This is a genomic window from Castellaniella hirudinis, assembly GCF_042651965.1.
Lineage (GTDB): Bacteria > Pseudomonadota > Gammaproteobacteria > Burkholderiales > Burkholderiaceae_B > Castellaniella > Castellaniella hirudinis.
Genome location: NZ_JBHSDY010000011.1, coordinates 76684 through 103401 on the forward strand (window position 1 = coordinate 76684; position 26718 = coordinate 103401).

Annotated in this window: 20 protein-coding genes; 6 read left to right on the forward strand and 14 right to left on the reverse strand. The window is 68.2% G+C overall.

The window, feature by feature from the left end; all coding sequences use genetic code 11:
• Position 1: 1 nt before the first annotated feature.
• The 5 genes from ACFO0J_RS16845 to gabT all read right to left on the reverse strand — a co-directional run bounded on the left by ACFO0J_RS16845 (position 2) and on the right by gabT (position 5647).
• A complete protein-coding gene (locus ACFO0J_RS16845) occupies positions 2-841 on the reverse strand; it encodes an ABC transporter permease (protein ID WP_376814250.1) in 840 nt (279 codons plus the stop codon).
• Positions 842-851: 10 nt separating this feature from the next.
• Positions 852-2087 carry an ABC transporter permease gene (locus ACFO0J_RS16850; protein ID WP_376814251.1) on the reverse strand — a complete coding sequence of 412 codons (1236 nt, stop codon included), beginning with the start codon at positions 2085-2087 and terminating at the stop codon, positions 852-854.
• A gap of 67 nt (positions 2088-2154) precedes the next feature.
• Complete coding sequence (locus tag ACFO0J_RS16855; protein WP_376814252.1) at positions 2155-3198, reverse strand: ABC transporter substrate-binding protein; 1044 nt, start codon at positions 3196-3198, stop codon at positions 2155-2157.
• Between the two features lie 29 nt (positions 3199-3227).
• Positions 3228-4319: an ABC transporter ATP-binding protein gene (locus ACFO0J_RS16860; RefSeq protein WP_376814253.1), complete on the reverse strand. Its 1092-nt coding sequence runs from the start codon at positions 4317-4319 to the stop codon at positions 3228-3230.
• A gap of 68 nt (positions 4320-4387) precedes the next feature.
• Complete coding sequence (gabT, locus tag ACFO0J_RS16865) at positions 4388-5647, reverse strand: 4-aminobutyrate--2-oxoglutarate transaminase (RefSeq protein ID WP_376814254.1); 1260 nt, start codon at positions 5645-5647, stop codon at positions 4388-4390.
• A 105-nt stretch (positions 5648-5752) separates the two neighbouring features.
• On the opposite strand from gabT, the gene pdxR reads away from it, so the two are divergent.
• Together pdxR and ACFO0J_RS16875 are read left to right on the forward strand one after the other, a co-directional pair.
• Positions 5753-7240 carry a MocR-like pyridoxine biosynthesis transcription factor PdxR gene (gene pdxR / locus ACFO0J_RS16870; protein ID WP_376814255.1) on the forward strand — a complete coding sequence of 496 codons (1488 nt, stop codon included), beginning with the start codon at positions 5753-5755 and terminating at the stop codon, positions 7238-7240.
• Between the two features lie 31 nt (positions 7241-7271).
• Positions 7272-8633 (forward strand): aspartate aminotransferase family protein, encoded by a 1362-nt coding sequence (locus ACFO0J_RS16875; RefSeq protein WP_376814256.1) that lies wholly within the window; start codon positions 7272-7274, stop codon positions 8631-8633.
• On the opposite strand, the gene ACFO0J_RS16880 is transcribed toward ACFO0J_RS16875, so the two are convergent.
• Positions 8560-9513 (reverse strand): LysR family transcriptional regulator, encoded by a 954-nt coding sequence (locus ACFO0J_RS16880; protein ID WP_376814257.1) that lies wholly within the window; start codon positions 9511-9513, stop codon positions 8560-8562. The two genes, ACFO0J_RS16875 and ACFO0J_RS16880, sit on opposite strands and share 74 nt — an antisense overlap.
• A gap of 138 nt (positions 9514-9651) precedes the next feature.
• Here ACFO0J_RS16880 and ACFO0J_RS16885 point away from each other — a divergent pair, with 138 nt between their 5' ends.
• Together ACFO0J_RS16885 and ACFO0J_RS16890 are read left to right on the forward strand one after the other, a co-directional pair.
• Entirely contained in the window at positions 9652-10839 is a 1188-nt protein-coding gene (locus tag ACFO0J_RS16885; RefSeq protein ID WP_376814258.1) for an acyl-CoA dehydrogenase, read from the forward strand.
• Between the two features lie 5 nt (positions 10840-10844).
• Positions 10845-12122 carry a CaiB/BaiF CoA transferase family protein gene (locus tag ACFO0J_RS16890; RefSeq protein ID WP_376814259.1) on the forward strand — a complete coding sequence of 426 codons (1278 nt, stop codon included), beginning with the start codon at positions 10845-10847 and terminating at the stop codon, positions 12120-12122.
• A gap of 43 nt (positions 12123-12165) precedes the next feature.
• Here ACFO0J_RS16890 and ACFO0J_RS16895 read toward each other — a convergent pair whose 3' ends face one another.
• The 7 genes from ACFO0J_RS16895 to ACFO0J_RS16925 all read right to left on the reverse strand — a co-directional run bounded on the left by ACFO0J_RS16895 (position 12166) and on the right by ACFO0J_RS16925 (position 21433).
• Complete coding sequence (locus tag ACFO0J_RS16895; protein ID WP_376814260.1) at positions 12166-12333, reverse strand: hypothetical protein; 168 nt, start codon at positions 12331-12333, stop codon at positions 12166-12168.
• Between the two features lie 69 nt (positions 12334-12402).
• Complete coding sequence (gene phbB, locus ACFO0J_RS16900) at positions 12403-13149, reverse strand: acetoacetyl-CoA reductase (protein ID WP_376814261.1); 747 nt, start codon at positions 13147-13149, stop codon at positions 12403-12405.
• A gap of 21 nt (positions 13150-13170) precedes the next feature.
• On the reverse strand, positions 13171-14304 hold the full coding sequence (locus ACFO0J_RS16905) for an ABC transporter permease (RefSeq protein ID WP_376814262.1): 1134 nt from the start codon (positions 14302-14304) through the stop codon (positions 13171-13173).
• A gap of 1 nt (position 14305) precedes the next feature.
• Positions 14306-17074, reverse strand: coding sequence for a ribosome-associated ATPase/putative transporter RbbA (rbbA, locus tag ACFO0J_RS16910; protein WP_376814263.1), 2769 nt, complete (start codon positions 17072-17074; stop codon positions 14306-14308).
• A 4-nt stretch (positions 17075-17078) separates the two neighbouring features.
• Positions 17079-18152 (reverse strand): HlyD family secretion protein, encoded by a 1074-nt coding sequence (locus ACFO0J_RS16915; protein ID WP_376814264.1) that lies wholly within the window; start codon positions 18150-18152, stop codon positions 17079-17081.
• Positions 18149-19672: an efflux transporter outer membrane subunit gene (locus ACFO0J_RS16920; protein WP_376814265.1), complete on the reverse strand. Its 1524-nt coding sequence runs from the start codon at positions 19670-19672 to the stop codon at positions 18149-18151. The genes ACFO0J_RS16915 and ACFO0J_RS16920 overlap by 4 nt, the downstream gene beginning before the upstream one ends.
• Positions 19673-19678: 6 nt before the next feature.
• Positions 19679-21433 (reverse strand): PHA/PHB synthase family protein, encoded by a 1755-nt coding sequence (locus ACFO0J_RS16925; protein WP_376814266.1) that lies wholly within the window; start codon positions 21431-21433, stop codon positions 19679-19681.
• Between the two features lie 97 nt (positions 21434-21530).
• Between ACFO0J_RS16925 and ACFO0J_RS16930 the strand changes: the two genes are divergently transcribed.
• A complete protein-coding gene (locus tag ACFO0J_RS16930) occupies positions 21531-22226 on the forward strand; it encodes a TetR/AcrR family transcriptional regulator (protein ID WP_376814267.1) in 696 nt (231 codons plus the stop codon).
• Positions 22227-22247: 21 nt separating this feature from the next.
• Here the strand turns inward: ACFO0J_RS16930 and ACFO0J_RS16935 are convergent, their stop codons facing one another.
• Positions 22248-24608 carry a Tex family protein gene (locus tag ACFO0J_RS16935; RefSeq protein WP_376814268.1) on the reverse strand — a complete coding sequence of 787 codons (2361 nt, stop codon included), beginning with the start codon at positions 24606-24608 and terminating at the stop codon, positions 22248-22250.
• A gap of 119 nt (positions 24609-24727) precedes the next feature.
• On the opposite strand from ACFO0J_RS16935, the gene ACFO0J_RS16940 reads away from it, so the two are divergent.
• Complete coding sequence (locus tag ACFO0J_RS16940; protein WP_376814269.1) at positions 24728-26716, forward strand: ATP-dependent DNA helicase; 1989 nt, start codon at positions 24728-24730, stop codon at positions 26714-26716.
• Positions 26717-26718 lie beyond the last annotated feature (2 nt).

The window sequence follows — 26718 nt, forward strand, 5'->3', positions numbered from 1 at the left end:
CTCAGTCGTCCAGCCGCACGGTCTTGGCCTCGACGCGGCCGCGCAGCCATTCCAGGGCCAGCAGCAGCGCCGTCGAGAACAGGATCAGGATGGTGGCGACGGCGGCGATCACCGGGCTGATGTTCTCGCGGATGCCGGTGAACATCTGGCGCGGCAGGGTGACCTGTTCGGGACCGGCCAGGAACAGCGTGATGACGATTTCGTCGAACGCCGTGGCGAAGGCGAACAGGGCGCCGGCGATGACGCCGGGCGCGATGATGGGCAGCGTCACCTTGAAGAAGGACTGGACGGGGCCGGCGCCCAGGCTGTAGCTGGCGCGCAGCAGATTGGGGTCGAAGCCCTGCAGCGTGGCCGACACGGTGGTGACCACGAAAGGCGCGCCGATCGCGGCCAGGGCCAGGATCAGGCCGCCGTAGCTGTTGACCAGGCCGTAGGGCGCGAAGAACAGGTAGATGCCCAGGCCGGTCACCACCAGCGGCACGATCATCGGCGAAATCAGCACCGCCATCAGCAGGCCTTTGCCGCGAAACTGCGCGCGGTGCAGACCGGCGGCGGCCAGCGTGCCCAGCACTGTGGCCAGCAGCGTGGCGGCCGGGGCGATGATGAAGCTGTTGGTGGTCGCCCGGGCCCAGTCGTCCGAATGGAACAGCGCCTCGTACCAGCGCAGCGAGAACGACTCGATGGGGTAGAGCAGCATCGAGCTCTGGTTGAACGACAGCGGGACGATCACCAGGATCGGCAGCAGCAGGAATACCAGCAGCAGCGCGCACAGGATGCGCAGCGCGTAGTGCCAGGTGCGCTCGGTCAGCGACAGGTAGGGCGGGAATTCGGTCTTGAACATTTTCGCGTCCTCAGTTCAGGGCCAGTTCCTTGCCGGAGATCCGGCGGTACAGGGCGTAGAGCAGCAGGGTGGCCACCAGCAGGATCAGGCCCAGCGCGCTGGCCATGCCCCAGTTGATGGTCTGATTGGTGAAGTAGGCGACGTAGTAGCTGATCATCTGGTCGCCGGCGCCGCCCAGCAGGGCCGGCGTGATGTAGTAGCCGATGGCGATGATGAACACCAGCAGCGAGCCGGCGGCGATGCCGGGGTAGGTCTGCGGCACGTACACGCGCCAGAAGGCGGCGAAGGGATGGCTGCCCAGCGAAATCGCGGCGCGCTGGTAGCTGGGCGGCACCGACTGCATGACGCTGTACAGGGGCAGCACCATGAAGGGCAGCAGGATGTGGACCATGGCGATGTAGACGCCCAGGCGGTTGAACAGCAGGGGCAGGGGCTCGGAGATCAGGCCCAGGCCGCCCAGCGCGCTATTGATCAGGCCCTCGCGCTGCAGCAGCACCACCCAGGCGGCGATGCGCACCAGCACCGAGGTCCAGAAAGGGATCAGGATGCAGATCAGGACCAGATTGGCGCGCCGCTTGGGCAGGCGCGTGATCCAGTAGGCCAGGGGGTAGCCCAGCGCCAGCGCGATCAGCGTGACCACCAGGCTGATGACGAAGGTGCGCGAGAAGATTTCCTGGAAGGCCGAGGTGCCGGCCGGCGCCGCGACCACGTGGCCCTGGGGGTCGAGCTTCAGATCCAGCGAGGCCAGCAGGTAATAAGGCGTCCAGTGCTGGTTGTTGTTGGCGATGACCGTCCAGTAGGCGGGCTCGGCCCAGCGCTTGTCCAGTTCGGTCAGTTGCGCGCGCGCGTCGGCGGCGTCGGCCGCCTGGATCGGCATGTGGCGCAGGGTCTTGAAGATCAGCGAGCGATAGCCGGCGATCTCGTAGTTCAGGCGGCGGGCCAGTTCGCCCGCGGCAGGGGTGTTTTTGGCGTGCGCCAGATCCTGGGTCAGCGCTTCGAAGGCGGTGTCGGGCGGCGTGGCGCCGCCGTCCCATTGGGACAGCGCCTGCAGGGTGCGAGGCAGGGTGTCGATGACTTCGGGGTTGTCGGCGGCCCGGGTCAGCAGGGCGGCGATCGGAATCACGAAGATCGCCAGCAGGAACAGGGCCAGCGGCCCGACCAGCAGGAGGGCGCGTCCGGTCTGGCGCCGCTGCGTGGCGCGCATCGAGCGCCGGATGGCGCCGGGGTCGTCTAGGGTCGTGTCCATGGCGGAGTTCCTTGGTCAAGCGCAGGGGCCGGCGCCCGGCCGGCCCCCAGGCGAATCAACGCTTGGGTCAGCGGGCGGCCCAGGCCGTGAAGCGCTGTTCCAGTTCTTCGCCGTGGTCGGTCCAGAACTCCAGATCGTTGAACAGGGCGTTGCGGGCGTTGGCCGGAGAGTTGGGCACGTTGGCCAGCACTTCGGGCTTGAGCATGCTGATGGCCTCTTTGCTGACCGGGCCGTAGGCGATGTGCTCGGAGTAGGACGCCTGCGCCTTGGGCGAGCTGGCATAGCGGATGAACTCGATCGCCTGGTCCTTGTTCGGCGAGCCGACCGGGATGACCCAGTAGTCGAAGTCGTAGACGCTGCCGGCCCAGACGACCTTCAGGGGCCGTCCTTCGCGCTGCGCGGCGTCGATGCGGCCGTTGTAGGCGGCGGACATGACGACGTCGCCGGCCGACAGCATCTGCGGCGGCTGGGCGCCGGCTTCCCACCACTGGATGTGAGGCTTGAGCTCGTCGAGCTTCTTGAAGGCGCGGTCCACGCCTTCGGGCGTCGCCAGCACTTTGTAGACGTCCTGCGGCGGCACGCCGTCGGCCATCAGGGCGAATTCGACGTTGTAGTGCGCGCCCTTGCGCAGGCCGCGCTTGCCGGGGAATTTTTTCACGTCCCAGAAATCGGCCCAGCCGGTCGGCGGCGTCTTCAGGGTATCGGCGTTGTAGGCCAGGACGGTGGACCAGACGAAAGTGCCTACGCCGCAGTATTTCAGGGCGCCTCGCACCATGTCGGCCTTGTTCAGGACGGTGCTCCAGTCGATGTTCTCGTACAGGCCTTCGTCGCAGCCGCGGCCCAGATCGCCGGTTTCGACTTCGACGGCGTCCCAGACGACGTTCTTGGACTGGACCATGGCTTTGACCTTGGCCTGTTCGCCGTTGTAGGCGACGGGGATGATCTTCTTGCCGGTTTCTTTTTCGTAGGGCTGGATGAATGCGGCGGTCTGGGCGTCGCCGTTGGCGCCGCCGAAGTTCACGACCGTCAGGTCGCGGGCCTGGGCGGGCGCCTGGGCCAGGGCCAGGGGCAGCGCGAGCGCCAGGGCCGTCAGCAGAGTCTGGTTTTTCATGGAATGTCTCCTGTGTTGTCGTGGGAATGTCAGGGGAGGAAAACGCGGACGTGCCCGGGATCGATCCGCAGGGGGATGCGGGTTCCGGGGGCATGCGACCCGGCGTCCGCGGCCAGGGGCATTTTGACGAAGAAGGTGTCGCCGCCGTCCAGGCGGCAGCGCAGGCGCACGTGGTCGCCGAAGTAGACCTCGTCGACCGTCTGGGCCTGGAAGCCGTTGTCGCTGCCCGCCGGGGCCGGCTGGACGCGTTCCGGGCGCATCGCCACGATGCAGGGAGCGCCGGCTTGCAGGCCCTGGACGTTGAGCCCGCGCAGCAGCGTGCCGCCGGCCAGTTCGACCTGGCAGCGTTCGCCCTCGACGGCGCACACGGTGCCGGGGAACTGGTTGCTGTCGCCGACGAAACCCGCGACGAAGCGGTTGCACGGGGTTTCGTACAGCGTGTCGGCGGCGCAGACTTGCTGGATGACGCCCTGGTTGAACACCGCGATGCGGTTGCTCATGGTCAGGGCTTCGCTCTGGTCATGGGTGACGTAGACGAAGGTGATGCCCAGTTGCCGGTGCAGCGCCTTGAGTTCGAGCTGCATGTGTTCGCGCAACTGCTTGTCCAGCGCGCCCAGCGGCTCGTCCATGAGGACGATCTGGGGCTGGAAGACCAGCGCGCGCGCCAGGGCGATGCGCTGCTGCTGGCCGCCCGAGAGCTGGGCGGGGTAGCGTTTGGCGAAGTCCTGCATCTGCACCATGGACAGGGCCTCGTGGATGCGTTGCGCGCGCTGCGCGGCGGGCATCTTGCGGACCTTCAGCGGGTATTCCAGATTGCGCTCGACCGTCATGTGGGGAAACAGCGCGTAGTTCTGGAACACCATGCCCAGGTTGCGATGGTGCGGCGGGACGTCGTTCAGGCGGCGTCCTTCCAGGAAGATGTCGCCCCGCGTCGGGGATTCGAAACCGGCGAGCATCATCAGACAGGTGGTCTTGCCCGAGCCGGAGGGACCGAGCAGGGACAGGAACTCGCCGGGGTGGATGTCCAGATTGAGGTCCCGGACGACCAGATTGCTGCCGTCGTAGGATTTCTGGACGCTCTGGAAACGGACCAGGGGTTCGGGGGCGGGAACTGCGGACATCAGGGGCAACCTCCGGGATGGATGAGGGGGAGCCAGAGCGGGTCGGGGGCTGGGGGTGCGAGCGGACCCTAGGCCATGGCTTCCTTGAGGATAGCCAAACCTTCTTCCAGCAGGCCATCCGGGATTGTCAGGGGAAACAGGAAGCGGATGACGTTGCCGTAAGCGCCGCAGGTGAGCAGGATCAAGCCGTGCTCCAGGGCGCGGCGCTGGATGCGGGCGGCGCTGTCGGGGTCGGGGCTGCCGTCGGGATGGCGGAATTCGGCGGCGACCATGGCGCCCAGGCCGCGGATCTCGGCCACGCGCGGGTGCGCGAAGCCGGCCAAGGCCTGGCGCAGGCGCGCGCCCAGGGTCTCGGCGCGCGCGATCAGGTGTTCTTCGTCGATGATGTCCAGCACGGCCAGGGCGGCGGCGATGGCCAGCGGGTTGCCCGCGTAGGTGCCGCCCAGCGAGCCGCGCGGCGCGGCGTCCATCAGCTCGGCCCGGCCGCAGACGCCGGACAGCGGCATGCCGCCGGCCAAGCTCTTGGCCATGGTGATCAGGTCGGGCGCCACGCCCGAATGCTCGATGGCGAACATCTTGCCCGTGCGGGCGAAACCGGTCTGGACTTCGTCGACGATCAGCAGCATGCCGTGGGCGTCGCAGCGTTCGCGCAGCGCCCGCAGCAGTTCCGGCGGGGCGACGTTGAAACCGCCTTCGCCCTGGACCGGCTCGATGACGATGGCCGCCACCCGGCTCGGGCTGATGTCGGCCTTGAACAGCAGGTCCAGCGCGCGCAGGGAGTCCTGCGTGGTGATGCCGTCCAGCGGGGTGGGGAAGGGGATGTGATAGACCTCGGCCGGCAGCGGGCCGAAATCCTGCTTGTAGGGGGCGACTTTGCCGGTCAGGGCCATGCCCATGAAGGTGCGGCCGTGGAAGGCGCCGGAAAAGGCGATGACTCCGGTGCGACCGGTGGCGGCGCGCGCGATCTTGACGGCGTTTTCCAGGGCTTCGGCGCCGGTGGTGAAGAAAGCGGTTTTCTTGGGATGGTCGCCGGGCGTCAGGCGGTTGATGCGCTCGGCCAGTTCCACGTAGGAGCCATAGGGGGCGACCTGGAAGGCCGTGTGGGTGAAGGCGTCCAGTTGGGCGCGGATGGCGTCCACGATGCGCGGGTGGCGGTGGCCGGTGTTGGCCACGGCGATGCCGGCGGCAAAGTCGATGTAGCGCCGGCCTTCCACGTCCCACAGTTCGGCGTTCAGGGCGCGCCGGGCGTAGAAATCGCAGGTGATGCCGATGCCGTTGGGGATGGCGGCGTTCTTGCGGGCCTGCCAGTCCTGGTTGTGTTGCGTCATGCTTGTCTCCTGTTGAGCGGGGTGTTCCCGCTCTGCTTTTTTTTCACTATACTGATCTTTTGGTTTGTCAAATAGATCCATTTAGATAAATTTAATGGAGCCAATTTGGAAGCGTTCATCCTCTCTGAATGGTTGCAGCAACACTTCGTTCCAAGCGAAGATAGTCCTGCTTATCATCGCTTGTATCGACTGATCTGTAGAGCCATTCTAGAAGGGCATCTGGCCGCAGGCGCCCGCCTGCCGTCGACGCGCGACCTGGCGGCCGAGCTGGGCATCGCCCGCAATACGGTGCTGCAGGTCTACGACCAGTTGGCCGAGGAAGGCTATGTGAACGCGGGCGTCGGCCGGGGCACCTATGTCGAAGACATCCGCCAGGACCTGTTCGACCCTCCGGCCGAGGATGGCGAGGACGCGCCGATCGATGAACACGCCGCGCCGGTGCATGATCTTTCGCGCCGAGGACGCCGGCTGGTGTCCAGCCTGGGCTTTTCCAACCGCCAGGCGGGCGCCTTCATGCCCGGCATTCCGGACGTGCGGGAATTTCCCTTGAAGACCTGGTCGCGCATCCAGAACCGGCAGTGGCGCGCCGGCCCCTGGGATCTGATGCGGTATGCGCCGGCCGGCGGCTATGGCCCGCTGCGTCAGGCGATTTCGGATTACCTGGGCAGCGTGCGCTCCGTGCGCAGCACGGCCCAGCAGGTCGTCATGACCACGGGTATCCACCAGGGCATCGACATCGCGGCGCGGCTGTTGTGCGACCCGGGCGACACGGTCTGGGTCGAAGAACCCGCGTATTGGGGCGTGCGCAATCTGCTGACGTCCTCCGGGCTGCGCCTGGTGCCGATCCGGGTGGACGACGAGGGCATCTGGCCGGGCGAGGCCGAGCGGGCCCGTCCGCCCCGGCTGATCGTCGTCGCGCCTTCGCACCAGTATCCCCTGGGCACGGTGATGAGCCTGGCGCGGCGGCACATGCTGCTGGACTACGCGCGCCAGGTCTCGTGCTGGATCCTGGAAGACGACTACGACAGCGAATTCCGCTATGACATGCGGCCCTTGTCGTCCCTGCAGGGCATGGACGAGGCCGGCCGGGTGCTGTATGCGGGCAGCTTCAGCAAGACCCTGTGTCCGGGCCTGCGGGTCGGCTTTCTGGTGGTGCCGCAGGCGCTGGCAAGCGCCTTCGCCGATTCGGTGGCGGAACTGTACCGCGAGGGCAACATGATGACCCACGCCGTGCTGGCGGACTTCATCCGCGAAGGCCATCTCAGCTCGCACATCCGCCGCGTGCGGCGGCGCTATGCGGAACGGCGCGCCTGCCTGATCGAGGAAATCCGCCGCCATTTCGGCGACGCGCTGGACGTCATCGGCGTCGAGGCCGGACTGCACCTGATCCTGGCGCTGCCGGACGGGGTCGACGACACCCTGGTGGTGCGCGATGCCTTGCAGCAAGGCGTGGTCACACGCGCCCTGAGCACCTATTACACGGAGCGGGAGAACGCCCGCCCCGGCCTGTTGCTGGGTTACGCCGGGGCGACGCCCGAGGAAATCCGGCCCGCCTTCGACACGCTCGCGCGTGTGATCGGCGCTTATCTTTGATCTTCGACCTGCGGAAAAAAAGGAACCCGTCATGACGACCCCGAACCACCTGGCGCACAGCGATGTCGCCTATCAGTTGCACGCCTACACCAATGCCCAGCGGCACCGCGAGGAGGGGCCGTGCATCATGGATCGCGGCCATGGCATCCACGTGTACGACACCACCGGCAAGGAGTACATCGAGGGCATGGCGGGACTGTGGAGCGTGGCGGTGGGCTTCAGCGAGCCCCGGCTGGCGCGGGTGGCTTTCGAGCAGATGCAGCGTCTGCCCTTCTATCACACCTTCAGCCACAAATCGAACGTGCCCTCGATCGAACTGGCGGAAAAACTGATCGATCTGACGGGCGGGCGCATGGCGCAGGCCTTCTTCACGAATTCGGGCTCCGAGGCCAACGACACCATCGTCAAGATGGTCTGGTACTACAACAATGCCCTGGGCCGTCCCGAGAAGAAGAAGATCATCGCCCGCCAGCGCGGCTATCACGGCGTGACCGTGGCCTCGGCCAGCCTGACGGGCCTGGCGGGCAATCACCGCAGTTTCGATCTGCCCTTGCCGCGCATCCTGCACACACGCTGCCCCTACCTGTACCGCGAAGGCCTGCCGGGCGAGACTGAAACCGGCTTCGCCGACCGGCTGGCGGCTGAACTGGAAGCGATGATCCTGGCCGAGGGCCCGGAGACGGTGGCGGCCTTCATCGGCGAGCCCGTCATGGGCGCGGGCGGAGTGATCGTGCCGCCCGAGACCTACTGGCCGAAGATGCAGGCCGTGTGCCGCAAGTACGACGTGCTGCTGATCGCCGACGAGGTCATCACCGGCTTCGGGCGCACGGGGCGGATGTTCGCCTCGGACCTGTTCGGCATCGAGCCCGATTTCATGACGCTGTCCAAGCAGCTCACGTCTTCGTACCAGCCGCTGGCCGCCGTGCTGATGAACGAACGCGTGGCCTCGGTGATTACGCGCCACAGCGGCGAACTGGGCACTTTCGGCCACGGCTACACCGCCAGCGGCCACCCGGTGGCCTCGGCGGTGGCGCTGGAGAACATCCGCATCATCGAGGAACGCGGCCTGGTGGACAACGCGGCTGCCGCGGGCGACGTGCTGCAGCGCCGGCTGCGGGAACTGGCGGATCACCCGCTGGTGGGTGAAGTGCGGGGCATCGGCCTGATCGCGGCGGTGGAACTGGTGGCCGACAAGGCTTCGAAGACGCCCTTCGATCCCCTGGGCAAGGCCGGCGCGCAGGTCGTGCGCCTGGCGCAGGACAACGGCCTGATCCTGCGCGGCATCCAGGACAGCGTGGCCTTCTGCCCGCCGCTCATCATCACCGAAGCGCAGGTGAATACGCTGGCGGATCGCTTCGCGCAGTCGCTGGATCAGGCGGCGAAGGCCTTGTAATCCGTTGCTGCGTCTGCCCGACCAGCCAGTCGCGGAAATGCGTCAGGGCGGGCAGGGTGGCCTTGCGCTCGGGGATGATCAGGTGAAAGGCCCGCTGGCCGGGGCCGCTGTGCGGATTCAGCACGGTCAGCGTGCCCTGGGCCAGTTCCTGCTGGATCAGAAAGGGCGGGATCAGCGCCACGCCCAGTCCGTCGCCGGCGGCCTGGGCCAGCATGGAAAACAGTTCCAGCCGCATGCCCGCCAGGGGGGCGGGGGCCGCGACGCCGGCCGAGGCGAACCATTCGCGCCAGGCGGTGGGCCGGGTGCTCTGCTGCAGCAAGGGCAGGGCGGCGATGCCGGCCGCGTCCAGCGGATCGGCGGCCAGACGGGGGCTGCAGACCGGCACGGGATTTTCCCGCAGCAGGAAATGGGCCTGGGTGCCCGGCCAGCGCGGATCGCCCGAGTAGATGGCGGCGTCGAACTCGGTGTCCTCGAACAGAAACGGATGGGTGCGGGTCGCCATATTGATCTGCAGGCCCGGGCGCTCGGCGCGCAGCGCCGTCAGGCGCGGCAGCAGCCAGCGGGTGGCGAAGGTCGGCACCACGGCCAGTTCCAGCACGCCGCCGCCCTGATGGGCCATGACGGCCTGGGTGTCGCGCTCCAACGCGTCCAGTTGCCGGCGCACCACACGGCTGTAGCGTTCGCCCGCATCGGTCAGGCGCACGCCCCGGCGCGCGCGCTGGAACAGCGGCACGCCGACCAGGGCCTCCAGGCCGGCGACCTGGCGGCAGATGGCGCCCTGTGTCAGCGACAGTTCCTGGGCGGCGCGCGTGAAGCTTTCGTGCCGCGCGGCGGCCTCGAAGGCCTGCAATGCCTGGGTGCTGGGCAAGCGTTTGCGCATATCGGATTAAGTGCGGATCGAGTACGGAGTGAATAAAAATCACGAATAGCGTAGTTTATATCGATTGTGTGTTGAAAAATATCTCGTTAGGATGCGTGAACATCACTGATTTAGTCCTATTCTTTTCCGGAGACCCCCATGTCCGCTTCCCGTCCCCAGTTCCAATGGCTCGATCCCCTGCTGCTGGACCAGCAGTTGACCGACACGGAGCGCATGGTGCGTGATGCCGCCCGCGCCTATGCCCAGGACCGTCTGCTGCCCCGCGTCCAGGAAGCCTTCCGTCATGAAAAGACCGACCCGGCGATCTTCCGTGAAATGGGTGAACTGGGCCTGCTGGGCGCCACGATTCCCGAACAGTACGGCGGCGCGGGCATGAACTATGTCTGCTACGGCCTGATCGCCCGCGAGGTCGAGCGGGTCGACTCCGGCTACCGCTCGATGATGAGCGTGCAAAGCTCGCTGGTCATGGTGCCCATCAATGCCTTCGGCACCGAGGCGCAAAAACAAAAATACCTGCCGAAGCTGGCTGCGGGCGAATGGATCGGCTGCTTCGGCCTGACCGAACCCGACCACGGTTCGGACCCGGGTTCCATGGCGACGCGGGCGAAGAAAGTGCCGGGCGGCTACAGCCTGACGGGCGCCAAGACCTGGATCACCAACAGCCCGATCGCCGACGTGTTCGTGGTCTGGGCCAAGGATGAAGCCGGCGACATCCGCGGCTTCATCCTGGAAAAGGGCTGGAAGGGCCTGTCCGCCCCCGCGATCCACGGCAAGGTCGGCCTGCGCGCCTCGATCACCGGCGAGATCGTGCTGGACGAGGTCTTCGTGCCGGAAGAAAACATCTTCCCCGAGGTGCGTGGCCTGAAGGGTCCCTTCACCTGCCTGAATTCGGCGCGTTTCGGCATCGCCTGGGGCGCCCTGGGCGCGGCCGAGGCCTGCTATGAAACCGCGCGCCAGTACGTGCTGGACCGCAAGCAATTCGGCCGCCCGCTGGCCGCCAACCAGTTGATCCAGAAAAAACTGGCCGACATGCTGACCGAAATCACCCTGGGCCTGCAGGCCGTGCTGCGCGTCGGCCGCCTCAAGGACGAGGATCAGGCGCCGGTGGAAATCACCTCCATCATCAAGCGCAATTCCTGCGGCAAGGCCCTGGACATCGCCCGCACCGCGCGCGACATGCTGGGCGGCAACGGCATTTCCGACGAGTTCTGCATCGCCCGCCATCTGGTCAACCTGGAAGTCGTCAACACCTACGAGGGCACGCACGACGTGCACGCCCTGATCCTGGGGCGGGCCATCACCGGCATCGCCGCCTTCGCCAACTGACGGCCGTGGCGCGCGAGACCGCCGGCGCCGCCGGACACACCGCGGGTCCGGGCGCTGCGCCCCGGGGGGCGCTGTCGCACATCCGCGTCCTGGACCTGTCGCGCATCCTGGCCGGTCCCTGGGCCACCCAGATCCTGGGCGACCTGGGCGCGGACGTGATCAAGATCGAGCGCCCCGGCGAGGGGGACGACACGCGTGGCTGGGGGCCGCCGTGGATGCCGGACGGGCAGGGCGCGGATTCGCGCGTCGCGGCCTACTATCTGTGCGCCAATCGCAACAAGCGTTCGGTGACGGTGGACATGGCCAGCGCCGAGGGGCAGGATCTGATCCGCCGCCTGGCCTGCCAGTCCGACGTGCTGGTGGAAAACTTCAAGGCGGGCGGGCTGGCGCGCTACGGCCTGGATTACGACAGCCTGCATGCGCTCAACCCGCGCCTGGTGTACTGCTCCATCACCGGTTTCGGCCAGACGGGGCCTTATGCGGCGCGCGCGGGCTACGATTTTCTGGTGCAGGGCCTGGGCGGCCTGATGAGCGTCACCGGCCGGCCCGACGGCGAGCCGGGCGGCGGGCCGATGAAGGCCGGGGTGGCGCTGACCGACATCCTGACCGGCTTGTATGCGTCCAACGCCATTCAGGCCGCGCTGGCGGCGCGTGAGCACACCGGCGCCGGCCAGCACGTGGACATGGCGCTGCTGGACGTGCAGGTCGCCTGCCTGGCGAACCAGGCCATGAATTATCTGGCCACCGGGCGCAGCCCGGGACGGCTGGGCAACGCGCATCCCAGTATCGTGCCGTATCAGGATTTCCCCACGGCCGATGGCTATATGATCCTGGCGATCGGCAACGACGGCCAGTTCGCCCGTTTTTGTGAAGAAGCCGGCCGGCCGGATCTGGCGCAGGATGCCCGTTTTGCCACCAACCGGGCGCGGGTGGAACATCGGGGCGAACTGATCCCCATCCTGCGTCACCTGACCACGGCCCGCACCACGGCCGCCTGGATTGCGGCGCTGGAATCCCGCGCCGTGCCCTGCGGTCCGATCAACGCGATCGAGCAGGTGTTCGAAGACGCCCAGGTGCGCGCGCGCGGCCTGCGCATCGAGATGCCGCATCCGGAAACCGGCGCGGTGCCGCTGGTGGCCAGTCCGATCCGCTTGTCGGACACGCCGGTGGACTACCGCCTGCCGCCTCCGCCGCTGGGGGCGCACACGGCCGACGTGCTGACCGAGGTCCTGGGCCTGGCGCAGGACGAGGTCGAAGCCCTGCGGGCGCGCGGCGTGGTCTGAGGGGCGGTGCCCCGGCCCCGTCCGGCCGCCTGCCGGATCGCTCTTATCCGAAGACGTCGATCGCCTTCTGGATGACGGCGGCCAGGGCCGCCAGAAAGCCCAGGCCCAGCAGGACGATGCCCGGGTTCCGGTCGCGGAAACCAAAGCCGATGAACATCGCGATGATCCCCAGGATGAAGAGGACCAGGAGCAGGTTGCTGTGAAAGAACATGATGTAGCGCTCGAAGTCGGTTGATGTTTAGGGTGCGGGGGACGGATGGGCGGCGGCCCGCCGCGGCCCTCAGTACATGTGTTGGCCGCCGTTCATGGCCAGGTTGCTGCCCGTCATGAACGCAGCCAGGTCGCTGCACACGAATGCGACCAGCGCGCCGATTTCTTCCGGCCGGCCCAGCCGGCCGAGCGGGATCTGGGCAATGATCTGATTTTCCAGCACGTCGCGGGGGACGGCGGCGACCATCGCCGTGTCCATATAACCCGGAGAGACGGTGTTGACGGTGACGCCCTTGCGCGCCAGTTCCAGGGCCAGCGACTTGGTGAAGCCATGGATGCCGGCCTTGGCTGCGGCGTAGTTGGTCTGGCCGAACTGGCCCTTGCTGCCGTTCACCGAAGCGATGTTCACGATGCGGCCCCAGCCGGTCTCGGCCATGCCGTCCACAAAGGGATGGGTGACGTTGAACATCGAATCCAGATTGGTGCGCAGCACGCTGTCCCAGGCGGCTTTCACCATCTTTCGGAAGGTGCCGTCGCGGGTGATGCCGGCGTTGTTCACCAGGATGTCCACCCGGTGGCCATCGGCCCGGATGCGCTCCGCCATGGCCAGGCACGAAGCCTCGTCGGCGACGTCGGCGGCATAGGCCTGGAAGGTGTAGCCGTCGGCAGCCTGGGCCTGCAGCCAGGCCGGCACGTGGGTGTTGTCGGGCGAGTGCGCGACCAGGACGGTGTGGCCCTGGTCGTGCAGCGCGCGGGCGATTGCCTGGCCGAGGCCGCTGGTGCCGCCGGTGACGAGCGCAGTATGGGAAGTGGTCATGATGAGCTCCTTGGAGTGAGATCAGGCCATGCTGCCGATGGCGGAACGGAATCGGCGCAGCGACAGATGGAACATGATGGAACCGATGATCAGCAGCGCCGCGAACGAGGGCCAGACGACGTCGAATCCGGCCCCCCGGTACAGGATGGCCTGCCCCAGTTCGACGAAGTGCGTGGTCGGCGCGGCCAGCATCAGGTTCTGGACGAGTTGCGGCATGCTTTCGCGCGGGGTCGTGCCGCCCGAGAGCATCTGCAGCGGCAGCAGAATCAGGATCATCAGCATGCCGAATTGGGGCATGTTGCGCGCCAGGGTGGCCAGGTAGATGCCCAGGGCGGTCATGGCGAACAGGTGCAGGCCGGCGCCGGCGAAGAACAGCGGCAGCGAGCCTTCGATCGGCACGCCCAGCAGGCCGCGGACAACGCCGTTGAGCGACAGCGCGGCGGCAAGCAGCACCACCAGGCTCATGGACCAGACTTTGGCGAGCATGATCTGGGCGGGCGTGACGGGCATGACCAGCAGGTGTTCGATCGTGCCGTGTTCGCGTTCGCGGATCAGGGCGGCGCCGGTCAGGATCAGGGACAGCATGGTGATCTGGTTGATGATTTCCATCAGGCTGCCGAACCAGGCTTTTTCCAGGGCGGGGTTGAAGCGCGCGCGCAGCGACAATTCCACCGGCGAGGCCATCGCCGGGTTGCGCCCGCGCAGAAAGGCCTGGATCTCGCCCTGGATGATCTGCTGGATGTTGCCGTTGCCGGTGAACGCCTGGCTCATACGGGTGGCATCCACGTTGATCTGGATTTCGGCCGGCCGCCCGGCCAGCACGTCGCGCTGGAAGTCGGGGGGGATGTTCAGCACGAAAGAGTAGCGGCCGATGTCCAGGCCGGGGTCCACTGCTTCTTGGCCGATCAGGGCGGGCGGCAGAAACTGGGGCGGATAGAACGCGGCCGTGATTTGCCGGGACAGCGGCGTATGGTCCTCGTCCACGATGGCAATCGATACGTGGTGCAGCGTTTCGGGCATGGCCGTGGCCGAGGTATAGACCGATACGGTGAAGGAAAAGGCGATCAGCACCAGCATGACGGGGTCGCGCCACAGGCTCCAGAGCTCTTTGACGCCCAGCCGCCGGATCGTTCCCAGGGAATGAAGAGGGCTCATGTCAGCGGTCCTGCTTGCGAAGGAGGGCGATGGCCGCGCCCAGGATGACCGGAATGGACAGCATCATGGGCCAGATCGAGGGCCAGAGATCCTGGAATTCCAGCGCCTTGTTGAAGATGCCCCGGCTGATGGTGAACATATGGGCGGCCGGGTAGATCTGGCCGACGATCCAGCCGGGGCCTTCCAGCGAACTGACCGGGTCCATCAGGCCCGAGAACTGGATGGCCGGGAGCAAGGTGGCGATCATGGTGAAGAACATGGCGGCGATCTGGCTGCGCGTCAGGGCCGAGGCCAGCAGGCCCAGGCCGGTGGAGGCCAGGCAATACAGGACGCCGGTCAAGGCCAGGGTGGCGAGGCTGCCCTTGATCGGCACGTCGAAGACCGTGATCGACAGCAGGCACATGGCCGCGAAATTCAGCAGCGCCAGGCCGATGTAGGGAATCTGCTTGCCCAGCAGGAATTCCGTGCGCGTCACCGGGGTGACGTACAGATTGATGATCGAACCGACCTCTTTTTCGCGCACCACGGCCAGAGCCGTCAGCATGGCCGGCAGCATCATCAACAGCAGCGGGATGACCACGGGCACCATGGCCGGCAGGCTGCGCACGTCCGGGTTGTAGCGAAAGCGCGTTTCCAGCGCCGCCGGCGCGGCGGCGGATGCGCCCAGGCGTTCCAGGGCCTGCTGCGCCAGCCATTGCTGGTGCATGCCCTGGACGTAGCCTTTGACGGTCTCGGCGCGCTGCGGCATGGCGCCGTCGATCCAGGCGCCGATCTCGGTGGTGCGCCCGCGCAGCAGATCACGGCCGAAACCGGGCGGAATTTCGAGCGCCAGGGACAGTTCGCCGCTGCGCATGCGGCGGTCCATATCGGCTTCGTCCAGGATAGGGGGATGTTCGACGAAATAGCGCGAGCCCGACAGGTTCAGCGCATAGTCGCGGCTGAGCGTGCTCTGATCCCGGTCCAGCACCCCGAAGCTCAGGTTTTCCACGTCCAGGCTGATGCCAAAGCCCATGACGCACATCAGCACCAGGGAACCCAGCAGCGCCAGCGTGCCGCGCACCGGATCGCGCAGCAGCTCCATGGCTTCGCGCTGCGTGGTGCTGAACAGGCGGGCGAGGCTGAAGGAGGGCATGCGGCGTGCGGCGGGCGCTTCGCCGTCCGGGGCTCGGCCCGCCGTCCCGGACGCGGCAGGCGCCTCGGGCGCTTCGGACGTCTCTTCGGGGGCTCCGCCGGCTTCCAGCAGATAGCCGATGAAGGCTTCTTCCAGGGTGGCGGCGCCGCGCCGGCGCACCAGTTCGGCCGGCCTGTCGCTGTCGAGCACGCGGCCGGCGTGCATCATGGACATGCGGTCGCAGCGCTCGGCCTCGTTCATGAAGTGGGTGGAAATGAAGATCGTCACCCGGTCGCGCCGCGACAGCGTGATCAGCAGGCGCCAGAATTCGTCGCGGGCGATGGGATCCACGCCCGAGGTCGGTTCGTCCAGGATCAGCAGTTCCGGCTTGTGCACCATGGCCACGGCCAGCGACAGGCGCTGGCGGATGCCCAGCGGCAGGCTGTCGGGCAGCGCGTCCTGCACCTCGCCCAGGCCGAAACGCGCCACCATGGCCTGGACGCGCTCGGCGATGCGGTCGGGCGCGACGTGGAACAGGCGGGCGTGCAGGACCAGGTTCTGGCGCACCGTCAGTTCGCTGTAGAGCGAGAAGGCCTGCGACATGTACCCGACCCGGCGGCGCACGTCCAGATCGTCGGGGTCGATCTCGCGGCCGAACAGCCAGGCCCGGCCTTCGCTGGCGGGCAGCAGGCCGGTCAGCATCTTCATGGTGGTGGACTTGCCGCAGCCGTTGGAGCCCAGGAAGCCGAAGATCTCGCCCCGGCGGATGCGGAAGTCGACGTGGTCCACGGCCACGAAGTCGCCAAAACGCATGGTCAGGCCCTGGGCTTCGATGGCGATGTCCTCGGCGCCCTCGTCGGGCAGCGGCGGGATGTCCACGGGCGCATAGCCTGCGCGCTTGGCGGCCGGCAGCAGATGGATGAACGCCGATTCCAGCGAGGCTTGTCCCGTGGCCTGCAACAGTTCGGCGGGTGTGCCGGTGGACAGGACGCGGCCTTCGTCCATGGCCACCAGCCAGTCGAAGCGCTGGGCTTCGTCCATGTAGGCGGTGGCGACGATCACGCTCATGGCGCCGCCCTGGGACGAGCCGGCGCGGATGCGGGCGATCAGGTCCCAGAACTGGGCGCGGGCCAGGGGGTCCACTCCGGTCGTCGGCTCGTCCAGAATCAGGAAGTCGGGGTCGTGGATCAGGGCGCAGCACAGGCTGAGCTTCTGCTTCATGCCGCCCGACAGCTTGCCGGCCGGGCGCGCCAGGAAGGGGTGCAGCCCGGTGCTGCGGGTCAGGCTGTCGATCCGCCGCCGCCGCTCGGCGGCGCCGTGGCCGAACAGCCGCGCAAAGAATTGCAGGTTTTCTTCGACCGAAAGGGTCGGATAGAGGTTTTTCCCCAGCCCTTGCGGCATGTAGGCGATGCGCGGGCAGGTCCGGTCGCGGTGGCTGCGTGCCGTCATGTCGCCGCCCAGGACTTCGACCCGGCCGTCCTGGATGATCCGGGCGCCGGCCAGGATCGAGAGCAGGGTGGACTTGCCCACCCCGTCCGGGCCGATCAGGCCGATCATGCGGCCGGCCGGGATGTCGAGGTCGATGTGATCCAGCGCCAGGGTCTTGCCATAGCGGTGACTGAGGCCCTGGACCCGGGCGACGAGCGCATCCTGCGTCATGGGCTTACCCGGGCAGGCGGACGGTCAGGCTGTCGGGCCAGGGCTGCGTGGCGTCGGTGCGTATCCAGGCGACACCGGGCAGTCCGGTCTTGACCTGTTCCAGGTGCTTTTTCAGCAGGTCCCTGGGCAGGCGCGCCTTGACGCGGAACATGAGCTTTTGACGCTCGCTGGCCGTTTCCACGGTCTTGGGCGTGAACTGCGACCGGCCGGCGACGAAGGCGATTTCGGCGGGGATGACATATTCCGGCGCCGCGTCCAGGATGATGCGGACTTCGCTGCCCAGCGCCAGGCGGCCGGCGACGGCTTCGGGCATGAAGAAGGTCATGGTCACGTCGGACAGGTCCAGCATGTTCAGCACGCGGCCGCCCGCGCCCAGCACTTCGCCCGGCTGCGCGACGCGCAACTGGATGCGGCCGTCGCGCGGGGCTTTGAGGCGGCTGTCTTCCAGGTCGGCCTGGATGCGTGCCACGGTGGCCTGGGCGGCGGCCACGGCGGATTCGGCGCCGACCCGGTCGGCCTGCGCGGCGGCAACGCCGGCCTGAGCGGAGATGACCTGGGCTTGCGCAGCGGCCAGGCCCGCCTCGGCGCTGTGCAGCCGGGCCTGGTCATCGTCCAGTTCCTGTCGCGAGGCGCCGCCGCGTTCAACCAGCGAGCGCGAGCGGTTCAGGCGCTGCCTGGCGGCGAACAGATCGCTTTCGCGTTGCTTGACGACGGCTTGCGCGGCGGCGACGTCGCTTTCCCGCAGGGCGATCTGGGCCTGGGCGGCGATGGCGGCGTGTTCGGCCTGGCGGTGGCGGGCCCGGGCCTCGTCAAGCTGGGCCTGCAGGGAGTCCGGATTCATCAGGGCCAGGGTTTGTCCGGCCTGGATGAAATCTCCTTCGTCGACCAGGATCTGCTCGACCCGGCCGGGCAGTTTGGTGGCGATGTCGATTTCGGTCGCTTCGATGCGGCCGTTGCCCTGCATGAAGCCGGGGCCGGGGCCGCTGTCCCGGGACCAGCGCCAGGCGCCGTAGGCGCCCAGGGCGAGGGCGGCGATCAGGAGAAGCGGCAGGGGTTTCTTGAGATCGGTCAGGGTCATGATGCGTGGGGAGCGGTCAGGGTGGAAGGAGTGTCCAGGGGGCGGCCCGCCCCGCCGCCCAGGGCGGCGTACAGGGCCACCTGGCTGGACAGCCAGGCGCGGCGGATTTCGACCAGTTGCTGCTGGGCGTTCAGCAGGTCGCGCTGGGCGTCCAGGACCTCCAGGTAGGGCGCGGCGCCGCTGTCATAGCGCAACTGGGCCAGTTCGGCCCGCGCGGCCTGGGTGCGCGCCATGCGGATCTGGACGTCGAGCTGTTCGGCCAGGCCCTGGCGGGCCGACAAGGCGTCGGCCACTTCGCGGAAGGCGGTCTGGATGCTGCGTTCGTAGGTGGCCACCGCCATGTCGCGGCGGACTTCGGCCACGTCCAGATTGGCTTGCAGGCGTCCCGCCGTGAAGATCGGGATGCTGATGACCGGGGCGAAGGTCCAGGCCTTGCTGCCGCTTTCGAACAGCCCGTCGAGTTCGGCGCTGGCCGAGCCGATGCCCGAGGTCAGGGCGATGCGCGGCAGAAAGGCGGCGCGGGCGGCGCCGATCCGGGCATGCGCGGCGCGCAACTGGTATTCGGCGGCGCGGATGTCCGGGCGGGCCACCAGGACTTCGGACGGCAGGCCGGGTTCCAGCCGGGTCAGGCCGGTGGTGTCCAGATCGACGCTGCGGGTCGGGGCCGGGCCCGGGTCCGTGCCCGTCAGCAGCGTCAGCGCGTGGGCGGCGGCGGCCCGTTCCTGGCGCAGCCGGACTTGCAGGGACTCGGCCTGGATCAGCAGGGTGCGCACCTGGGTCAGTTCCAGTTCCGAGGACGAACCGACGGCGGTGCGTTGCTGGAAGATATCCAGCGAGCGTTGGCGGTTGCGCACGGCCTCGTCGGCCAGGAAGGCGCGCTGGTCCAGTTCCCGCAGCGCCAGCACCGAGTCGGCCACCTGGCGCACCAGCGCCACCTGGACGGCCTGCCGGGCGGCGTCGGTGGCCAGCCAGTCGTCCAGCGCCGCGTCTTTCAGGTTGCGGATCCGGCTCCAGAAATCGAGCTCCCAGTCGCTCAGGCCGATGCTGGCCTGGTAGCGGGATTGGATCTGCGGCTGGCCCGAAAGGTTCAGGTCGCCGGGTGTGCGGCCGCGTTCGGCCTGACCCTGGGCGCCGACCGAGGGCAGCAGGTCGGCGCGCTGGATGCGGTAGGCGGCTTCGGCTTCGCGCACGCGCAGCGCGGCCAGCCGCAGGTCGCGGTTGTGCTCCAGCGCCAGGCCGATCAGCCGGCGCATGTCGGCGTCCTCGAAGTAATGGGACCAGTCCAGGTCGCGCAGCGCACGGGCGATGGCGGCCTGGGGTTCAGCCGGAGCGTCGGCCGGCCAGGCGTCGGCCACGGGCAGCGCCGGGGTTTGCGTTTCGGGGGCCAGGCTGACGCAGGCCGAGAGGGCCAGCAAGACGGCGGCCCCCAGGGTGCGCAGCAGGGGCCGTGCGCCGGTGGCAAAGCCTGCCTGCCCGCACGCGACGCGGGCAGGCGGATGGAACGAAGGATGCCGGGGCATGATGATTCAGGTCTCCAATACGTAGCGCCCGGGGGCGTCTTCCAGAGCAGGGCGGCCGGGGATGCCCAGGGCGGGCGGGGCTTCGGGCGCGCCCGAGCGATCCGCCAGCCAGTGCGACCAGGCCGTCCACCAGGACCCGTCCCGGACGGGCGTGGCGGCCATCCAGTCGTCGGGCGACAGAAAGGGATCGCCGGGCTGACGGACGCGGATGCGATAGGTGCGCCGGGGATGGCCGGGTTCGTTGACGATGCCGGCGTTGTGGCCGCCGCTGGTCAGGACGAAACTCAGTTCGCCCGGCAGGAACTGGTGCAGCTTGTAGACCGAGCGCCAGGGGGCGACGTGGTCGGTGACGGTGCCCACGGCAAAGACCGGCAGGCGGATGTCGCCGATCGATACGGGGCGGCCGTCCACGGGGTAGCGGCCGGCGCTCAGATCGTTGTCCAGGTACAGGCGCTGCAGGTATTGCGAATGCATCCGGGCCGGCATGCGGGTGGTGTCGCCGTTCCAGGCCATCAGGTCGTTGATGGGCCTCCGGTCGCCCAGCAAGTATTCGTGAATGACGCGCGACCAGAGCAGGTCGTAGGAGCGCAGCATCTGGAAGGCGCCCGCCATCTGGTCCGCGTTGAAATAGCCCTGGCGCTGCATCTGCGCTTCCAGCATGTGGACCTGGGCTTCGTCGATGAACAGGCCGAGTTCCCCGGGTTCGCTGAAATCCACCTGGGCCGTGAACAGGCTGATGCTGGCGAGTCGCGCGTCGCCGTCACGCGCCATGGCCGCCGCTGCGATCGACAGCAGTGTGCCGCCCAGGCAATAGCCGGTGGCGTGGACGCGGCGTTCGGGCTGGATGCGCCCGATGGCGTCCAGGGCGGCGAAGAAGCCGTCGCGCAGATAGTCGTCCATGCCCAGCGCGGCGTCCTGGTCGGTGGGGTTCTTCCAGGAGATGCAGTAGACGGTGTACCCTTGGTCGCGCAGGAATCGGACCAGGGAATTATGGGGCGACAGGTCCAGGATGTAGTACTTCATGATCCAGGCCGGCACCAGCAGGACCGGCTCCGGGCGCACGGTCCGGGTGGTGGGTGCGTACTGGATCAGTTCGGCCAGCCGATTGCGCAGCACGACCTTGCCCGGGGTGACGGCTACGTCGCGCCCGACGCGGAAGGCGTCACCGCCCGCGACCGGCATCCCGGCCTGATGGCGGACGATGTCTTCCAGCAGGTGGCCGCCGCCGCGCAGCAGGTTCATGCCGTTTTCGGCGCGGGTACGGTCGAGCGCCACCGGATTGGTCCAGAGCTGATTGCCGGGCGACATCATGTCCAGCCACTGGCGCGCCCAGAACGAGATTTGCTGCGCGTGGTGCGGATCGACGCCGTGCAGGCCGGAGGTGGCTTCCTCCCACCAGGCCTGGGTCAGCAGGAAGCCCTGGTGCAGCAGGTTGTAGGGCCAGCGGCACCAGGTCGGGTCGCTGAAGCGGCGGTCGCTTTCAGGCGGCGCCACGCAGACCCGGGACGGATCCCCGGCGGCCTTCAAACAATCGTACAGATAGTGCGCCAGTTCCTGCTGGTGGCGGACGGCCAGGCGCAGCAGTTCGGTCTGCTTGCCTGGCGAGGCGGCCAGGTGCATGGCCCAGTCCAGCCATGCCAGGCTGAGCGAGGCGGGCGAGAGCGAGGCGAATGCACGCGCCTGGCTGGCGTGGGCATAGTGGTCGGTGGCCTGGGCGGCGGCCCGGGTGTCGATGGCGCGATCCTTCACGGTTGATGACATAACAATCCCCCTTAACGACTTTGTAGTCGATAATTCATGGAGCCGTTATGATGCAGATCAAGAACGCCGCCAGGCTTTTCTTCCAGAATTCCTTGCCATGCCGAAATTGCCGTCCTCATCCCGATCCGCTGCCGCAGGCCCCGCACAGGACGTCCCGGGCCGCACGCCCAGGAACCGACGCCTGCCCGCCCATGAACGCCGCGAGCAGATTCTGGATGCGGCTTTGCATGAATTCTCGGAACGCGGCTTTGGCGCCGCGCGAATGGACGACATCGCTGCCCGGGCCGGCCTGTCCAAGGGCGGCCTGTACGCGCACTTTGGCAGCAAGGACGCCGTGTTCCAGGCGCTGATGCAGCGCATGCTGCTGCCCAGTCTGTTGTTTGACGATCGGTCGCCGCAGGCGCCGGCGCGGCTGTCAAGGACGTCGCTGGCGGCCCAGGTGGATGGTTTTCTGGAGGGGGCCTACGCGCGCCTGGAGGATGATCGTTTCATCCGCACGCTGCACTTGCTGATTGCCGAAGGGCCGCGCGCGCCGGAGGCCATCGCAGGCTGGCGCGCCGACCATCTGCGCCTGCTGCACGAACAGCAGGCCGGCATGCGGCGCGCGGTCGAGAGCGGTGTGATGCGTGACAGCGCATTGACCGAGATGGTGCATCTGATCCATGCCCCGATCCTGCTGGCCGCTGTCCTGAAAATGCTGCAGGACGATACGCATGTGAGCGGCATCCTGCCCCGGCTGCGGGCGGCGCATCGCCGCCTGCTGCTGGAATTGCTGCCGCCCGAGTCCGGCTGAGGCCGGTCCGGGTCGGCGTGATCAGCGCTTGAGCCGCGCGAAAGCCTCGGCCATGGCGCCCTGGGGCGCGACGGCCGGCTTTTCACTGCGTCCGCCCCGCTGGCCGGGGCGTCCGCCCGGACGTCCCGCGCCGGCGGCGCCGCCCGAGGTGCGCGGCTCCGGATCATCCTTGCGCATGCTCAGGGCGATGCGCTTGCGCGCCACGTCCACTTCCAGCACGCGCACCTGCACCGTCTGGCCCACGCGCACCACGTCGCGCGGGTCCTTGACGAATTTGTCAGCCAGGGCGGACACGTGCACCAGGCCGTCCTGGTGGACGCCGATGTCCACGAAGGCGCCGAAATTGGCGACGTTGCTGACCACGCCTTCCAGCATCATGCCGGGGACCAGGTCCTTGATGTCCTGGATGCCTTCCTTGAACTTCGCCGTCTTGAATTCGGGGCGCGGGTCGCGGCCCGGCTTTTCCAGTTCGGCGAAGATGTCGCGCACCGTGGGCAGGCCGAAGCGTTCATCGGTGAAGTCCGCCGGGGACAGGCCTTTCAGGGAATCGGCATGGCCCATCAGCGCTGCGGCAGGCTGACCGGCCTTCAGCAGAATGCGCTCGACCACGGGGTAGGCTTCGGGGTGTACGGCGGAGGCGTCCAGGGGGTTGTCGGACCCCGGCACGCGCAGAAAACCGGCGGCCTGCTCGAAGGCCTTGTCGCCGAAGCGGGGCACCTCGCGCAGCGCCTTGCGGTTGCGGAAGGCGCCGTTGGCCTCGCGCCATTGCACGATGTTGCGCGCCAGGGACTGGTTCAGCCCGGACACGCGCGTCAGCAGTGGCGCCGAGGCCGTATTCACGTCCACGCCGACGGCGTTCACGCAATCCTCGACCACCGCATCCAGGGACCGGGCCAGCTCGCGCTGGTTGACGTCGTGCTGGTACTGGCCCACGCCGATGGCTTTGGGTTCGATCTTGACCAGTTCCGCCAGCGGATCCTGCAGGCGGCGGGCGATGGAGACCGCGCCGCGCAGGCTGACGTCCAGTTCGGGGAACTCCAGGGCCGCCAGTTCGGAGGCTGAGTAGACCGAGGCGCCGGCCTCGGACACGACCACGCGCTCAAACACCAGTTCAGGGTGGCGCTCGCGCAGCGCGGCGGCCAGGCGCTCGGTCTCGCGCGAAGCGGTGCCGTTGCCGATGGCGATCAGGTCGATCTTGTGGCGTGCGACCAGGGCGGCCAGGGTTTTCAGGCTGCCCTCGACGTCGCGGCGCGGCTCGAAGGGGTAGATGGTGGCGGTGTCCAGCAGCTTGCCGGTGGCGTCGATGGCGGCGACCTTGACGCCGGTGCGGATGCCGGGGTCCAGGCCCAGCACGGTCTTCGGACCGGCGGGCGCGGCCAGCAGCAGGTCCTTCAGATTGGCGGCGAACACGCGGATGGCCTCGGCCTCGGCCGTTTCTCGCAGCCGCCCGATCAGTTCGGTCTCGAAACCGGTCAGCAGCTTGACCCGCCAGGTCCAGCGGCAGACTTCGGCCAGCCAGTGCTGGCGGGGCGTGGCGCGGGCGTCGAAGCGCGCATCCAGGCCCAGCAGGCCGGCTGCGCGCGCGACAAAGGGGTGCGGGGTTTCGGCTTCGCGTTCGGGGTCCAGACCCAGGCGCAGGTCCAGCACGCCTTGCTGGCGGCCGCGCAGCAGCGCCAGAATGCGGTGCGAGGGCAGGGTGCGCAGGGCTTCGCTGAAGTCGAACCAGTCGCGGAAGTTCGCTCCTTCGGTTTCCTTGCCGGCCACGACCTGGGCATAGATGCGGCCGCTGTTCCAGAGTTCGGTGCGCAGCGTGTCCAGCAGCGCGGCGTCTTCCGCGAAGCGCTCGGCCAGGATGTCGCGTGCGCCGTTCAGGGCGGCGCGCACGTCCTCGAAGCCGGCCTCGGCGTTCAGATAGCCCGCCGCCAGGGTCTCGGGGTCGGCGGCCGCGTCGCTCAGCAGCGCGTCGGCCAGAGGCTCCAGGCCGGCTTCGCGGGCGATCTGGGCGCGCGTGCGGCGCTTGGGTTTGTAGGGGGCGTACAAGTCCTCCAGCCGCTGCTTGCTGTCGGCTTCCAGGATCCGGGCGCGCAGGGCGTCATCCAGTTTGCCCTGGCCGGCGATGGAGTCCAGGATCGCCACGCGGCGGCCTTCCAGTTCGCGGATATACAGCAGGCGCACTTCCAGTTGGCGCAGCACCGTGTCGTCCAGTCCGCCGGTGACTTCTTTGCGGTAGCGGGCGATGAAGGGCACGGTGGCGCCGGAATCCAGCAGGTCCACCGCGGCCGCGACCTGGGCGGGGCGGGCGTCGAGTTCCGCCGTCAGCAGCCGCAGGACGCGGGCGGGATCGACGGCATGGGTCTGGGAATCGGGGCTGGTCTGAGTCATGAGTGTCGTCAAGCAAAGTGCCGGTACAAGCGGCGCATTTTGCCACACCCGACCCGCCGGGCCGGAACGCCTGGCGTATCATCCGGGATTGAACCGCATCCACGCCGCGCCCCCGCACCATGTTTTCCAACGATCTTGCCGAAGTCTTCGGCCCCGACGGCCCGCTGGCCCGCCAGTTGCCGGGCTACGTGCCGCGTACGGCCCAGCTCGAACTGTCGGAGGCCATCCGCGACACCCTGGACAGCAGCGGCGTATTGATCGCCGAGGCCGGCACGGGCACGGGCAAGACCTGGGCCTATCTGGCGCCGGCGTTCCTGTCGGGCGGCAAGGTGCTGGTGTCCACCGGCACCCGGACCCTGCAAGACCAATTGTTCCGCCGCGACATCCCGCGCCTGCGCGCCGCCCTGGCCCTGCCTGTGGACGTGGCGCTGCTCAAGGGCCGCGGCAATTACGTCTGCCACTATCACCTGGAGCGCCTGGAGCAGGACGAGCGCGGCCTGAAGTCGCGTGACGAAATGCCCCAGTTGCGCGCCATCCGCCGCTTTACCCGCGAAAGCGACAGCGGCGACCGCGCCGACCTGCCCGAAGTGCCGGAGACCGCCGACATCTGGAGCCGGGTGACTTCGACCCGGGAAAACTGCCTGGGCCAGGACTGCCCCTTCGTGCGCGACTGCTTTCTGCTGAAAGCGCGCCGCCACGCCCAGGAGGCCGACGTGGTGGTGGTCAACCATGCCTTGTTCATGGCGGATCTGGCGCTGCGGGAAGAGGGCATCGCCGATCTGCTGCCCGAAACCCAGCTGGTGGTCTTTGACGAGGCGCATCAACTGCCCGATACCGCCACCCGCTTTCTGGGGCAAAGCCTGTCCCTGCACCAGGTGCTGGACTGCGCCCGCCAGACCGAGGCGGCCGGCTTGGCGCACGCCCGCGAGACCGTCCGTTGGAGCGAACTGTGCCAGGCCCTGGACGCCGCCGCGCGCGACCTGCGCCTGGTCAGCGCCCCGGTGGGCAAGCTGCCGGGCGGCCGGGCGACCTTTGACCAGATCCCCGAGGCCGAGGCCTTCGACCAGTCCCTGGACCGTCTGGCGGACGCGCTGGACGCCTTGACCGAATCCCTGGGCGCCCAGGAAGAACGCCACCCGGATCTGGCGGCCGCAGCCCGCACGGCGCGCACCTTGCGCGCCCGGCTGTGGCAGTGGGCGCATCCCGGGCGCGGCGAGGCGGAACAGGAAGACGAGGCTGCCGTGCGCTGGATCGAGCACAGCACGCACTCCGTGCGCTTGCAACGCGCGCCTTTGTCGGTCGCGCGGATCTTTTCGGGCTTCCGGCGGCCGGGACAGACCTGGGTGCTGGCTTCGGCCACGCTGTCGGTGCGCGGCGATTTTCAGCATTTCCAGCGCCAGTTGGGGCTGGGCAGCGCCGAAACACGCAGTTGGGCTTCGCCTTTCGATTATCCGGCGCAAGGCCTGCTGTACGTGCCCAAGACCCTGCCCTTGCCCAGCGACCCCGGTTTCACCGAGGCCTTCGCGCAGGCCCTGTTGCCGCTGGTGGATGCCTGCGCGGGCGGGGTGCTGGTGCTGTGCACTACGCTGCGCGCGGTCGATCGCGTGGCCGATGTGCTGCTGCGCGGCATGCTGGCCTCGGATCGGACGGTGATGCGCCAGGGCGAGGCCTCGCGCGGGGTGTTGCTGGAACGCTTCCGCTCGGCCGGCAATGCCGTGCTGGTGGGCAGCACCAGTTTCTGGGAAGGCATCGACGTGCCGGGCGATGCGCTGACGCTGGTGGCGATCGACAAGCTGCCGTTCGCGCCGCCCGACGATCCGGTGCTGGAAGCGCGCCTGAACGTCTGCCGCACCGAGGGCGGCAATCCCTTCATGGAATACCAGTTGCCGCAGGCGGCGCTGCTGCTCAAGCAGGGCGCGGGGCGCCTGATCCGTTCCGAGACCGACTGGGGCGTGCTGATGGTGGGCGACGGCCGTCTGGTGGACAAGCCCTACGGGCGGCTGCTGTGGCAGGGCCTGCCGCCCTTTGCCCGGACCCGGGATGCCCGCGTGGCGCTGGAGTTTTTGGCGAATCCGCCGAGTGGGGCGGAGCCGCCCGCAGCGGACTGAAC